Consider the following 12561-nt stretch of genomic DNA (forward strand, 5'->3'; position numbering starts at 1 on the left):
TGGGCTCAGGGCGCCGGCTTGGCGGGGAGGGCCGCCACGGATGCGGCGCAGCCGTATAATGTCCTGCCCTGAAATACCAGCTTTGCCGCAAGATCGTAGCGCTTCGTGGATGCGCCGTCGACGCAGGTCTCCCTGGTCACCGTCAGCGTGTAGTGCTGCGGCGGGTGGCTGATGGTCCATGTCGCGCTGTCTTCGGTCGTCTCCAGCGGGCCGGGGTTTATGGTGATGACGTCGTTCTTGCCCGCCCGGCTGAAGGTGATCTGACCCTCGCGGATGCTGAGCGCCCAGAAGGGGCCGGTGCCCAGCACGTTGACCTCGCCCCAGAGATCGGTGGGGGTGGTGATGTCGCCAGAGATGTTTGGAGGCACGGTGCCTGTCGTCTTCACGTCTTCCTGTTTGGCAATGGCCTCCTCGGCCCGCGCTTCCGTCCATGCCAGCCCTAAGAGGGCGATAAGATTGGCCAGAAGCAGGGGGCGGAGGCCTTTGATCATTCGCGTTTGCCCTCGACCGCGCTTTCGAACCAGGCGACGAGCAGCTTGCGCTCATCCGGCGTGATGTCGGTGACGTTGCCCGGCGGCATGGCGTGGCTGCGGCCGGCCTGTATGTAGATTTCGCGGGCGTGTGCCGCGATCTCGGCGTCGTTTTCGAGGATCACGTTCTTCGGCGGCCGCGCCAGGCCTTCATAGACAGGCTCGGCTGCATGGCACATGGAACAGCGCGTGCCGACGAGCTGCTTGACGGCGGGAAAGTGCGGATCGCCGGCGAACTGCTGGAAGGCGGGGGCGACGGTTTCGGCGGCCGCGTCCTTCTCGCCGGTCAGCACCTTGGGAACGGTGGAAAGCCACATGATCAGGATGAACAGGATCACGGTTGCCAGCCACGTCCAGGTCGGGCGGCCCTTGCGGGCATGCGTGGTGTTGAACCAGTGGCGGATGGTGACGCCCATCAGGAAGACAAGTGCCGCGATCACCCAATTGTAGGCCGTGCCGAAGGCCAGCGGATAGTGGTTCGACAGCATGAAGAAGATGACGGGCAGCGTCAGGTAGTTGTTGTGCAGCGAGCGCTGCTTGGCGATCGCCCCGTACTTCGCATCCGGCGTGCGGCCGGCGATCAGATCGGCGACAACGATCTTCTGGTTTGGGATGATGATCATGAAGACGTTGGCCGACATGATCGTGGCCGTGAAGGCACCGAGATGCAGGAAGGCGGCGCGGCCGGTGAAGAGCTGCGTATAGCCCCAGGCCATGAAGACCAGCACCGCGTAGAGCACCACCATGAGGCCCCAGGTGTTCCGCCCGATCGGCGACTTGCAGAGCAGGTCGTAGACGATCCAGCCGACGGCAAGCGAGGCGAGCGAGATGGCGATCGCGACCGGTGCGCTGACATCGAGCACGTGGCGATCGATCAGGAACAGATCGGCGCCGCCGTAATAGACGATACAGAGCATGAGGAAGCCGGAGAGCCAGGTGAAATAGCTCTCGTATTTGAACCAGGTCAGGTGCTCGGGCATTTGCGCCGGCGCCACCAGATATTTCTGGATATGATAGAACCCGCCGCCATGCACCTGCCACTCCTCGCCATAGGCGCCGACGGGCAGATGCGGACGCTTCACCAGGCCGAGATCGAGCGCGATGAAATAAAAGGAAGAGCCGATCCAGGCAACGGCGGTGATGACGTGGAACCAGCGGGCCGCAAAGGCCAGCCACTCCCACGCTATGGCGTATTCATACATTCAGTTCCCCTATTCTCTCCGATTCAGCAGTGTGCAGAATGTTTTGCCGGGAGAAAAGGGGGATTAGGGCAACACCGCCACGTTGTGGGGCCGGAAATCACGGCTTTCGGACGTAGAGCGGGGAATTAGGGTGTCATCGCTCCAGCCGCGTGTCCCTCTACGCTGCCAACGGAACGCTGTGTCAGTCCCGCATATCCTTATTTGGCATCCTTGCGCCTTCAAGCGATTGAAGCAGTTCATCGGCGGTGTCGAAAACGTTGCCATAACCAGCCTTGATGGCTCTTGCTTCCTCCATCGCGGCCATCGTCTTCGCGTTGGGACGGGTCAGTTCCACGGGCCGCGCTTTGTCATGTGCAATCCTGGGCGCGATCTCCTTGTCCATCAGCGCAGTCTCCACCGGCGTATCGCGTTGTCTATCTCGCGCGCGATCTCCTCGGGATGCTTTCTAGCCAGCGCGTCGCTCGCCACCTGATTGATATAGCCAGGATCTCGGGTGTCGTAGCCCAGCGGGTCGGCCGTCCGGCGATGAAGCGCGGGGCGGGATTTGGGTGCCTCGTTGGGCACCGCTTCCACATCGGCTGGCCTCAAGACGTCGCCGAGATTTGTCTGCAGGTTGATCGGGCGAATGCTCTGCATATCGGACGCTCCCAACATTTACGCAAATTTACATAATCCCGGCTCCGCGCGCAAATATTTCACGCCACTGCATTTGAATGCCCGCTGCGACGCAAAGCCGATCAAAGCGCCGCCATTGAAATGACAAGACTTCATTACAGTTTTACTCAAGGCCGCCGAGACGAGGGGAAACCGCTTCGGCGTGGCGGCGCATTCATCGACGGAGAAGATGCTGATGCGCAGTATTCTTGTGGTTGTGATGATTGCCTTTTCGTCCTGTGTCCAAATCCCCGGCGTCCAGACCAGTGGCGCCCAGGCCCATGACGCCCCGTCCGGCTGGGCGTACGAGCCGTATTGTTGCAACGGCGACAACGAGACGGGCGATTGCCAGATGATCCCGCCGAAGAGCGTCGCGATCACCCCGAACGGCTATCGGGTGACGCTTCTGCCGGGTGACCACCGGCTCGTCACCCACGCGCACGTCTTCCTGCTGCCGATGGGCCGGGCGATGAAATCGGGCGACGGCGACTACCATCTCTGCCTGTTTCCAAACGAGGATACGCCGCGCTGCTTCTACGCGCCTGAAATGGGCTACTGAGCAGTCTCCCTGTCGCGGGCGATCTCTTCGAGGATCCAGCTGCGGAAGGCCTTGATCTTCGGGACGTTGCGGCGGTTTTCGGCGTAGACCAGCCAGTAGCCGCGATCGTCGGTGCAGGTCATCTCGAAGGGCTGATAGAGCCGCCCCTGGGCAAGCTCGTCGCCATAGAAGGCGGGCGTTAGGATGGCGACGCCCTGGCCGGCCATCGCGGCACTCGCCTCGAAGGTCTGCGAGCCATACTGGCTGCGCGGGCGCGATTCCAGGCCGAGATCGGTCAGGCCTGCTGCCTTGAACCAGATCTGCCACCAGGGGTCGGTGGCGCCGATGATCGGCAGCTTCATCAGGTCCTCGGGCTTGTGGATGCCGCCGATGCTTTCCGCCAGTTTCGGGCTCAGCATCGGGGTGAAGTCGACATCGAGCAGCTTGTCGGCGATCAGCCCGCGCCAGTTGCCGTCGCCCGAGCGGATGGCGACGTCGACGGATTCGCGGGTGAAGTCGATCAGCGCTTCCGACGTCGATAGCCGCACCGCGATCGCCGGATGCCGGAGCTGGAAGGTGCCGAGGCGGCGCGCCAGCCAGTGCGAGGCGAAGGTGGCGATGGTGTTGATCAGCAGCGTCGATTCGATCTCGCCACGCGCCTCGGCCATCGCCTCGTTCAAAAGCACGAAGGCGTCGGACACTTTCGGGAGCAGCAGTTCGCCGGTATCCGTCAGGCTGATCTGGCGCGGGCGGCGTAAAAACAGCGGCTCGCCGATATTCTCCTCCAGCAATTTCACCTGGTAACTGACGGCCGTCTGCGTCATGCCGAGCTCCTCGCCGGCCTTGGTGAAGCTGCCAAGCCTTGCCACGGCCTCGAAGACGCGCAGCGCATTCAGCGGAACCTGCTTGGACAGCTTCATGGATAAGTTCTCTTTATGCATGCAGACGGTTGTTCGATTGGAATTGCAGCATTAATCGGCGCAATCTGCAAGTCATCAGATCAGATTATCGAGGTGATGTCATGGCTTGCGTAACCAACGAACATATGGCCCAACGCGTGGCCGAACCGACCCATGTCAGGGCTGTCGAGTGGCTGGCGCATCTGCTGCGAGGGCTTGCCGTGCGTCTGGCGCGGCCGGACCGGCTGGATCTCGAGGGCATGCCGGATCGCGTCAAGCGCGACCTCGGCTTCATGGATGGGCGCGATCCCTATATCGAAGATGCGCGGACACGGTAGGCGGCAAGCGCGGTCAGGATTTCGGCCGCGGTCATGGCGGCGATCACTTCCGGCCGCTTGTCGCGCACCTGTTGACCGCCGATCGGCAGCGTCAGCCGCTCCATCCATTCTTTCTCGCCACCCGCTTCGCGCTGCAGCCAGCTTGCGAAAGTGGCGCGTTTGGTGGCCGAGCCGATCATGCCGGTATAGGCGAGATCGATGCGGGCGAGCGCCTCGCGGGCGATCAGGAAATCGAGCGCATGGTCGTGGGTGAGGATGACGACGACGGCGCCCGCGCGCATCTCCTTAACCAGCGCTTCGGGCATGGCGACGAGCCGGGCGTTGATACCCTCCGGCAGATGCGCGAGTTCGTCTTGGCGGGTCTCGATCACGGTGACGTCGAGCGGCAGCGGCGAAAGCGCTGTCGCGAGAGCGCGGCCGACATGGCCGGCGCCGAACAGCCACACCTCCGGCCGGTGCTCCGCTTCATCGCTGCGCCGTTCCTCCAACTCACGGATCACGTCCTCCGTCACCTTGCGAAACCGCAACTGCGTGCGCCCGCCGCAGCATTGGCCGATCTCCGGGCCGAGGGGGATATCCATCATGTCGCGGCCGTCGACGCCCTGCAGAAGCTTGCGGGCGTTGGCGATCGCCATGAACTCGAACTGGCCACCGCCGATGGTGCCCCAGATGTTGTCGGCTGAGACCAGCATGAAGGTGCCGGTCTCGCGGGGGGTGGAGCCCTGGGTGCCGGTGATGTCGATCAGGATGATGTCGGGGTGGGTGGCGAGGAATTGGGGGAGGGTGGTCATTGGGGGATGACCGGGGGGATTGTGGGGATGGGGTTGTGCGCGGTGGGGCTGGTGTGGGTGGAGTTTATGAAGGTTAGGTTTGTGGGTGTGATACCCCCCTCTGCCCTGCCGGGCATCTCCCCCACAGGTGGGGAGATTGGCTGGGCGCGGCCGCTCGCTCTACCTTCATTGGGTGATTGGGGAGCAAGCCACTTGCCGATCTCCCCCCTTGTGGGGGAGATGCCCGGCAGGGCAGAGGGGGGTACGCCACGCCCGCAAGGCCAGCAAATCCTGGGAGCCCAGCAAACCCACCAAACCCCACATTCCCAGTCATACCGCCTTCATCCGCTCGACCGCCATCAACACCCGCTCCGGCGTCGCCGGCGCGTCCAGTCTCGGGCAAACCTTGTAGTCCGCCACGCTCGCAACCGCCATCGACAGCGCTTCCAGCACGGAGATCGCCAGCATGAACGGTGGTTCGCCGACGGCCTTGGAGCGGCCGATGGTCTGTTCGGCGTTTTCGGACCATTCGGCGAGCTTGACGTTGAAGATCTTCGGCCGATCTGAGGCGAGTGGGATCTTGTAGGTGGAGGGGGCGTGGGTGCGCAGGCGTCCCTTGGCGTCCCACCAGAGCTCTTCCGTCGTCAGCCAGCCCATGCCCTGCACGAAGGCGCCCTCGACCTGGCCGATGTCGATGGCTGGGTTCAGCGAGCGGCCGACATCGTGGAGGATATCGGTGCGGTCGATCAGATATTCGCCGGTCAGCGTGTCGATCGAGACCTCGGTGCAGGAGGCGCCGTAGGAGTAGTAATAGAAGGGCGTGCCCTTTCCGGCGGCGCGGTCCCAGTGGATTTTCGGGGTCTTGTAGAAGCCGGCGGCCGATAGCTGGACGCGGGCGAAATAGGCCTGCCTTATAAAGTCGGGGAAGGGGATTTCCTGGTTGCCGACGCGCACCCGGTTGGGCAGGAAGGCGATCTCGGAGACCGGGACGTCCCATTTCTCGGCGGCGAAGGCGACGAGGCGTTCCTTGATCTGGCGGGCGGCATCATAGGCGGCCATGCCGTTGAGATCGGTGCCGGAGGAGGCGGCCGTGGCGGAGGTGTTGGGCACCTTGCCCGTGGTCGTCGCAGTGATCTTCACATGCTCGATGTCGATCTGGAAGCTGTCGGCCAGAACCTGCGCCACCTTGGTGTAGAGGCCCTGGCCCATCTCGGTGCCGCCATGGTTCAGGTGGATCGAGCCGTCCTGGTAGACATGGACGAGGGCGCCGGCCTGGTTGAAGGCGGTGAGCGTGAAGGATATGCCGAACTTCACCGGCGTCAGCGCGATGCCCTTCTTGATATAGCGGCTGTCGCGGTTGAATTCGATGATCTCTCGGCGCCGCGCCTGGTAGTCGGCGCTCTCCTCGAGTTCGCCGACGATCCGCTCCAGAATGCTGTCCTCGACCTCCTGGTGATAGGGCGTGAGCGTGCGGCCGGAGCCGGGCTGGCCGTAGAAATTCAGTTTTCTGATATCCAGCGGGTCCTTGCCGACGGCATAGGCGATTTCCTCGATGAAACGCTCGGCGCCAAGCATGCCCTGCGGTCCGCCGAAGCCGCGAAAGGCGGTGTTGGAGACCGTATGGGTTTTGAGCGGCTTCGAGGTCAGGTGCACATGCGGGTAGAAATAGCTCGAGTCGGCATGAAACAGCGCGCGGTCGGTGACGGGGCCCGACAGGTCAGACGAGAAGCCGCAGCGGGCGGCATAGGTGGCGTCGACCGCGTGGATGCGGCCTTCCTCGTCGAAGCCGAGTTCGTAATCGACCATGAAGTCGTGGCGCTTGCCGGTGGCCGCCATGTCCTCGTCGCGGTCGGGCCGGAACTTGATTGATCGTTTCAGCTTCTTGGCGGCGATGGCGGCGAGTGCCGCGAACTGGTTGCCCTGCGTTTCCTTGCCGCCGAAGCCGCCGCCCATGCGGCGCACGTTCACCGTCACGGCGTTGGAGGGGATGTTCAGCACATGGCCGACGATGTGCTGGATCTCGCTCGGATGCTGCGTCGAGGACCAGACGGCGACCTCGTCGTCCTCGCCGGGAATGGCCATGGCGATCTGGCCTTCGAGATAGAAATGCTCCTGGCCGCCGATCCGCATCTGGCCCTTCAGCCGGCGGGCGGCGTTTGCCATCTCGGCTTTTGCTTCGCCGCGGCTCAGCGTCATCGGGCTGGTGACCAGCGCGCCGCCGTTTTCAAGCGCGCCGTCGATGTCGCTCCAGTGGGCGAGGTCGCGATACTCGATCTTCGCCTTGCGGGCGGCGCGGCGCGCGATGTCGCGGGTCTCGGCGATCACGGCAAAGATCGGCTGCTGGTGGAACTCGACTTTTGTTTCGGCGAGCAGCGGCTCGTCGTGGCTGCCGTTGGAGCTGACGTCGTTAATCCCTGGCACGTCCTTGCCGGTGAAGACCCAGACGACGCCAGGCGTCGCTGCAACCTCGGAGAGGTCCATGCTGACGATCTCGGCATGCGCCCGGTCCGACAGGCCGAGAGCGCCGTGGAGCAGGCCGGATGGTTCCGGAAGGTCGTCGATGTAGTCGGCCGTGCCGGTGACGTGTTTGTGGGCGCTGTCATGGCGGCGCGAGGCGTGCATCGGGCCTGAGATGATGAAGGTGGGGTCGGGGAAGGCAGACTTGTCCATCAGGGGTTGCCTCCTGTGGTGGGGGTTTGGGTGTGGGTGATTATTGAGGGCGTGCCGCGTGGCCCCCTCATCCGACCCTTCGGGCCACCGACCGGGGTCGAGCCACTGGTCTCGACCCGTCCTTCGGACCCCCGTTGGGGAGAAGAGACTCGGGGTGGGCCGCTCGCTCCATCTTCCCTTCGCCCCATAGGGGAGAAGGTGGCCCGTAGGGTCGGATGAGGGGGCTGCACGGCACAATGGTACAAATCATACCCCATCACGCCACCTCCTCGAACCGCCGCAGTTCAGCCGGCGCACCCGTCGTCTCCAGATAAAACCGCGTCAGCAAATTCTTCGCCGTCAGCTGCCGATACGCCGACGTGGCGCGCCAATCCGAAAGCGGCTGGAAGTCGCTGTCGAAGGCGTCTCTCACCGCCTCGATCGTCTCCTCATTCCACGGACGGCCGATGAGTTCGTTTTCGACGGCGCGGGCGCGCTTGGGCGTGCCGGCCATGCCGCCGAAGGCTATTCTCACGTCGTTGACGTCGCCCTGCTCGTCCAGCGTCAGATAGAAGGCGCCGAGCACGGCGGTGATGTCTTCGTCTCGGCGCTTGGTGATCTTGTAGACGGCAAAATGCGTGTCTTCGGCCGGGTAGGGCACGAAGAGGCTTTCGACGAACTCGCCGGGGCGGCGGTCCTGCTTGCCGTAGTCGATGAAATAATCCTCCAGCCGCAGCATGCGCGTGCCCTCGGTCGAGCGCAGCTTGACGGTGGCGCCGAGCGCGATCAGCGGCGGTGGGCTGTCGCCGATCGGCGAGCCGTTGGCGATGTTGCCGCCGATCGTCCCCATGTTGCGCACCTGCTCGCCGCCGATGCGGGTGATCAGCCGGCCGAGCGTCGGCACCTTGCTGGCGATCGTCTCCAAAGCGCGGGTATAGGTCACGCCGGCGCCGATGGTGATGCCGCCTTCGCCCGACGTAATCGTTTGCAATTCCTGGAGATGGTTGATGAAGACGACAGGGTTCAGCGCCCGCATCTGCTTGGTCACCCAAAGCCCGACATCGGTCGAGCCGGCGACGATGGTCGCCTTCGGCTCGTCGGCCAGAATGCGCGCCAGCGCCTCCAGCGAGCCCGGCACCAGCAGGCGGTCCTCGCCCGAGGTGATCGAGATGGTGCCCGATCCCTGCATCGCCCACAGTCTTGCGACGATGTCGGAGCGCGTGCGCTCCAGCGGGTCGAACAGCGCGCTCGGGCGCGTCCTCGCCACCTGCTCGGCGGCCTTGACGATCGGCTCGTAGCCGGTGCAGCGACAGAGATTGCCCTGCAGCGCCTTTTCGATCTCGGCACGGTCGGGATTGCTGTTTGAGAGCCACAATCCGTACATCGACATCACGAACCCTGGGGTGCAGAAGCCGCATTGCGAGCCGTGACAGTCGACCATCGCCTGCTGCACCGGATGCAGCGTGCCGTCTTTCGCGGCCAGATGCTCGACAGTGACGACATGGGTGGCGTTCAGCGAGCCGATGAAGCGGATGCAGGCATTGACGGATTCATAGTGCAACTTGCCGTCGATCAGCCGGCCGACCAGAACGGTACAGGCGCCGCAGTCGCCCTCGGCGCATCCCTCCTTCGTGCCCGTCAGCCGGCGCTTCAGCCGCAGGAAATCGAGCAGCGTCTCGGTAGGCTTGACGTCTCTCAGCGTGACGTCTTCCCCATTCAGGATAAAGCGGATGCTGTCGTTCATGTCGTTCCCGATTTTTCTCTTTATTTTAGATGGTTATGCCGCCGTCCAGCCCCCGTCAATCGAGATGTGGGTGCCTGTCACCTGGCGGGCCTCGTCGCTGGCGAGGTAAAGCGCCAACGCGCCAATCTCCTCCGCCTTGACGAATTCATGCGTCGGCTGCGCCTTCAAGATCACCTCGGTCTTGACCTGTTCCTCAGTCATTCCGCGCGCCTTGGCGGTATCCGGGATCTGCTTTTCCACCAGCGGGGTTAGCACGTATCCCGGGCAAATGGCGTTGACGGTCACGCCCGTTTCGGCAAGCTCGAGTGCGGCCGTCTTCGTCAGGCCGAGTATACCATGCTTTGCCGCGACGTAGGCGGATTTGAACGGGGAAGCGACGAGGGCGTGGGCGGAGGCGATATTGATGATGCGCCCGTGCTTCTTCTCCTTCATCAGCGGGATCGCCGCGCGCATCGTGTGAAACGCGCTGGAGAGGTTGATCGCGATGATCTGATCCCACTTGTCGATCGGGAAATCCTCGATCTTCTCGACATGCTGGATGCCGGCATTGTTGACGAGCACGTCGACGCCGCCGAAGGTCTTGGCGGCGGTGGCGATGAGGTCGGCGATCTCGTCCGGCTTGGTCATGTCGGCTGGGTGATGGATGACGCCGGCTTTCGAGAGTGATTCAAGCCGTTCGGTTATGCCCTTGATTTCCTCGGGCTTTCCGAAGCCGTTGAGGACGATGTTGTCACCCTTGCCGGCGAATGCGGTGGCGATCGCCAGGCCGATGCCGCTGGTGGATCCGGTGACGACGACTGTTCTGGCCATGAGGTTCTCCGATTTGTCCTTCGACGCGGTTGTGTGGAGCGTAGTCCGGAATCGGTTGGGCTGGCAATTGGGGGACGGTGTTGTGGGGAGGCATCGGTGTCGGGAGAGCCATTCCCGTAGTGCGGATGGGACGTGCTTAGATCCTCGGCACGAGGCCGAGGATGACGCCGAGATTTTTGTAACCGATTGAACACTAAGCGAATTCCCGCCCGCAACGTCATCCTCGGGCTCGTCCCGAGGATCTAAGCACGCCGCCCGGACTGCAACGGTGATGGCATGCTGAAGCTCGCAACACCCAAAGCCGACCGCCCAATAAATTTCACTTTAATTTCTTTTCACATTCGTTTGCCTGCATTATTCATTCAATCCGAAGCAGTTCATGGGAGGATGACAATGGCGGGGTATGTACTGGCGATCGATCAGGGGACGACGTCGACGCGGGCGATCGTGTTCGATGGCGAGATGAAGATCGCCGGCGCGGGCCAGAAGGAATTCAAGCAGATCTATCCGCAATCCGGCTGGGTCGAGCATGATCCGGAGGAGATCTGGGATTCCGTCGTTTCGACCATCAAGATGGCGATCCGCGAGGCGAAGATCAGCGCCAAGGATATCGCAGCACTCGGGATCACCAACCAGCGCGAGACCGTCGTCGTCTGGGAGCGCGAGAGCGGCAAGCCTATTCATAACGCCATCGTCTGGCAGGACCGCCGCACCGCGAGCTATTGCGACAAGCTGAAGAAGCAGGATCTGGAAAAGACCTTCACGAAGAAGACCGGGCTGCTGCTCGACCCCTATTTCTCCGGCACCAAGCTTTCCTGGATGCTCGCCAACGTGAAGGGGGCGAGGGCGCGGGCCGCCAAGGGCGAGCTCTGCTTCGGCACGATCGACACGTTTCTGATCTGGCGGCTCACCGGCGGCAAGAGCTTCGTCACCGACGCCACCAATGCGTCGCGGACGCTGATGTACAACATCGCCAGCAACGAATGGGACAAGGACCTGCTGGAGATCCTGCGCGTTCCCTCGGCCATGCTGCCTGAGGTGAACGATTGCGCGGCCGATTTCGGCGTTACCGAGCCTCACATCTTCGGCGCCGCGATCCCGATTTTAGGCGTTGCCGGCGACCAGCATGCGGCGACGATCGGTCAGGCCTGTTTCGAGCCGGGCATGATGAAATCCACCTACGGCACCGGCTGCTTTGCCGTGCTCAACACCGGCGCCGACATGGTGCGCTCGAAGAACCGGCTCCTAACGACTATCGCCTACCGGCTGGACGGCGAGACGACCTATGCGCTTGAAGGTTCGATCTTCATCGCAGGCGCCGCCGTGCAGTGGCTGCGCGACGGGCTCGGGATCATCGACAGTGCCTCGAAGACCGGCGAACTGGCCGATGCCGCCGATCCCTCGCAGGAGGTCTATCTGGTGCCCGCCTTCACCGGGCTCGGCGCGCCGCACTGGGATGCGAACGCCCGCGGCGCGATCTTCGGCCTGACGCGCAACAGTGGGCCGAAGGAATTTGCGCGCGCGGCGCTCGAGGCCGTCTGCTACCAGTCGCGCGACCTGCTCGACGCCATGCATAAGGACTGGAAGGGCGGCGTCGACGAGACGGTGCTGCGCGTCGACGGCGGCATGGTGGCCTCCGACTGGACGATGCAGCGGCTGGCCGACATTCTCGACGCGCCCGTCGACCGCCCCGTGATCCTCGAGACCACGGCGCTGGGTGCTGCCTGGCTCGCCGGCAGCCGAGCGGGTGTGTGGCCCGACAAGGCGGCTTTCGCCAAGAACTGGAAGCGCAACAACCGCTTCGAGCCCGATATGGACGAGAAGACGCGTGCGGCCAAGCTCAAGGGCTGGCGGAGTGCAGTGAAGCGGACGTTGAGCGAGGGGTGACGCGGACGCGCTGGCGGTGTCTTTGACGCCTTCGCCGATCGTTCTACAATGCCTGCCAATCTTGACATGTGGAGGAGCGGGCATGGTGTCGATGACGGTCGAGCTGCGCAATGTCGCGGGAACCCAGGCGGCGATGGGATGGGCCGGTGGCCATACCATCGTCGTCGACAGGCCGCAGGGCAAGGCGGGCGGGCAGGGGCTCGGCTTCAACGGCGCGCAGTTGCTGGCGCTGGCGCTCGGCGGCTGCTTCTGCAACGACCTGCGCTATGTTGCCGAAGAGATGGGGTGCGAGCTCGGCAGCATCGCGGTGTCTGTCACCGTGGAGCTCGATGGCAGCCCGCTGGTGACGACCGCCGCGCATATGCAGGTCGCCTGCGAGATGGCCGACGGCTCCAGCGCCGACGCGGTGATCGAGAAGGCAAGGGCTAGCTGCATGGTCAGCAATTCACTTCAGCGCGGCGTTGCCGTCTCGATCGAGGCGGTGCGCTAGAGCCTTTCCTGGTTAGATTGAAGCATTCTGTTGGCTCAAACGGAGTCGGA

General features: G+C 63.5%; 13 protein-coding genes. 4 read left to right on the forward strand and 9 right to left on the reverse strand.

The window, feature by feature from the left end; genetic code table 11:
• Positions 1–5: 5 nt before the first annotated feature.
• From ACODTZ_RS33575 to ACODTZ_RS33590, 4 genes are all read right to left on the reverse strand, one after another.
• Positions 6–491 carry a COG3650 family protein gene (locus ACODTZ_RS33575; RefSeq protein WP_489031362.1) on the reverse strand — a complete coding sequence of 162 codons (486 nt, stop codon included), beginning with the start codon at positions 489–491 and terminating at the stop codon, positions 6–8.
• On the reverse strand, positions 488–1732 hold the full coding sequence (gene puuD, locus ACODTZ_RS33580; RefSeq protein WP_111562953.1) for a urate hydroxylase PuuD: 1245 nt from the start codon (positions 1730–1732) through the stop codon (positions 488–490). The genes ACODTZ_RS33575 and puuD overlap by 4 nt, the downstream gene beginning before the upstream one ends.
• 181 nt (positions 1733–1913) lie before the next feature.
• A complete protein-coding gene (locus ACODTZ_RS33585) occupies positions 1914–2114 on the reverse strand; it encodes a hypothetical protein (protein WP_489031365.1) in 201 nt (66 codons plus the stop codon).
• Positions 2114–2368, reverse strand: coding sequence for a hypothetical protein (locus ACODTZ_RS33590; protein WP_489031367.1), 255 nt, complete (start codon positions 2366–2368; stop codon positions 2114–2116). The genes ACODTZ_RS33585 and ACODTZ_RS33590 overlap by 1 nt, the downstream gene beginning before the upstream one ends.
• Positions 2369–2582: 214 nt before the next feature.
• Between ACODTZ_RS33590 and ACODTZ_RS33595 the strand changes: the two genes are divergently transcribed.
• Positions 2583–2945, forward strand: coding sequence for a hypothetical protein (locus ACODTZ_RS33595; RefSeq protein WP_112437112.1), 363 nt, complete (start codon positions 2583–2585; stop codon positions 2943–2945).
• Here the strand turns inward: ACODTZ_RS33595 and ACODTZ_RS33600 are convergent.
• Positions 2939–3844, reverse strand: a complete 906-nt coding sequence (locus ACODTZ_RS33600) for a LysR substrate-binding domain-containing protein (protein WP_489031370.1) — start codon at positions 3842–3844, stop codon at positions 2939–2941. The genes ACODTZ_RS33595 and ACODTZ_RS33600 overlap by 7 nt on opposite strands.
• Before the next feature lie 101 nt (positions 3845–3945).
• Between ACODTZ_RS33600 and ACODTZ_RS33605 the strand changes: the two genes are divergently transcribed.
• On the forward strand, positions 3946–4161 hold the full coding sequence (locus ACODTZ_RS33605; protein ID WP_489031372.1) for a hypothetical protein: 216 nt from the start codon (positions 3946–3948) through the stop codon (positions 4159–4161).
• On the opposite strand, the gene xdhC is transcribed toward ACODTZ_RS33605, so the two are convergent.
• From xdhC to ACODTZ_RS33625, 4 genes are all read right to left on the reverse strand, one after another.
• The gene (xdhC, locus tag ACODTZ_RS33610; protein WP_489031374.1) at positions 4134–4952 is read right to left on the reverse strand and encodes a xanthine dehydrogenase accessory protein XdhC; all 819 of its coding nucleotides are present in this window, start codon (positions 4950–4952) and stop codon (positions 4134–4136) included. The two genes, ACODTZ_RS33605 and xdhC, sit on opposite strands and share 28 nt — an antisense overlap.
• 309 nt (positions 4953–5261) lie before the next feature.
• Positions 5262–7601: a xanthine dehydrogenase molybdopterin binding subunit gene (gene xdhB / locus ACODTZ_RS33615; RefSeq protein ID WP_489031376.1), complete on the reverse strand. Its 2340-nt coding sequence runs from the start codon at positions 7599–7601 to the stop codon at positions 5262–5264.
• Between the two features lie 256 nt (positions 7602–7857).
• Positions 7858–9324, reverse strand: coding sequence for a xanthine dehydrogenase small subunit (xdhA, locus tag ACODTZ_RS33620; protein ID WP_489031378.1), 1467 nt, complete (start codon positions 9322–9324; stop codon positions 7858–7860).
• A gap of 33 nt (positions 9325–9357) precedes the next feature.
• Positions 9358–10134 (reverse strand): 3-hydroxybutyrate dehydrogenase, encoded by a 777-nt coding sequence (locus ACODTZ_RS33625; protein ID WP_413396619.1) that lies wholly within the window; start codon positions 10132–10134, stop codon positions 9358–9360.
• Positions 10135–10527: 393 nt separating this feature from the next.
• On the opposite strand from ACODTZ_RS33625, the gene glpK reads away from it, so the two are divergent.
• Complete coding sequence (gene glpK / locus ACODTZ_RS33630) at positions 10528–12021, forward strand: glycerol kinase GlpK (RefSeq protein WP_413396621.1); 1494 nt, start codon at positions 10528–10530, stop codon at positions 12019–12021.
• An 82-nt stretch (positions 12022–12103) separates the two neighbouring features.
• Positions 12104–12511, forward strand: coding sequence for an OsmC family protein (locus ACODTZ_RS33635; RefSeq protein ID WP_111562943.1), 408 nt, complete (start codon positions 12104–12106; stop codon positions 12509–12511).
• Positions 12512–12561 lie beyond the last annotated feature (50 nt).

The organism is Rhizobium sp. FG113 (assembly GCF_057809895.1).

Coding starts and splice junctions, on each gene's coding strand:
- xdhC (WP_489031374.1), bottom strand. CDS start 4,952: ATGACCACCCTCCCCCAATTCCTCGCCACCCACCCCGACATCATCCTG.
- ACODTZ_RS33590 (WP_489031367.1), bottom strand. CDS start 2,368: ATGCAGAGCATTCGCCCGATCAACCTGCAGACAAATCTCGGCGACGTC.
- ACODTZ_RS33595 (WP_112437112.1), top strand. CDS start 2,583: ATGCGCAGTATTCTTGTGGTTGTGATGATTGCCTTTTCGTCCTGTGTC.
- ACODTZ_RS33605 (WP_489031372.1), top strand. CDS start 3,946: ATGGCTTGCGTAACCAACGAACATATGGCCCAACGCGTGGCCGAACCG.
- ACODTZ_RS33585 (WP_489031365.1), bottom strand. CDS start 2,114: ATGGACAAGGAGATCGCGCCCAGGATTGCACATGACAAAGCGCGGCCC.
- ACODTZ_RS33625 (WP_413396619.1), bottom strand. CDS start 10,134: ATGGCCAGAACAGTCGTCGTCACCGGATCCACCAGCGGCATCGGCCTG.
- puuD (WP_111562953.1), bottom strand. CDS start 1,732: ATGTATGAATACGCCATAGCGTGGGAGTGGCTGGCCTTTGCGGCCCGC.
- xdhB (WP_489031376.1), bottom strand. CDS start 7,601: ATGGACAAGTCTGCCTTCCCCGACCCCACCTTCATCATCTCAGGCCCG.
- ACODTZ_RS33635 (WP_111562943.1), top strand. CDS start 12,104: ATGGTGTCGATGACGGTCGAGCTGCGCAATGTCGCGGGAACCCAGGCG.
- xdhA (WP_489031378.1), bottom strand. CDS start 9,324: ATGAACGACAGCATCCGCTTTATCCTGAATGGGGAAGACGTCACGCTG.
- ACODTZ_RS33575 (WP_489031362.1), bottom strand. CDS start 491: ATGATCAAAGGCCTCCGCCCCCTGCTTCTGGCCAATCTTATCGCCCTC.
- ACODTZ_RS33600 (WP_489031370.1), bottom strand. CDS start 3,844: ATGAAGCTGTCCAAGCAGGTTCCGCTGAATGCGCTGCGCGTCTTCGAG.
- glpK (WP_413396621.1), top strand. CDS start 10,528: ATGGCGGGGTATGTACTGGCGATCGATCAGGGGACGACGTCGACGCGG.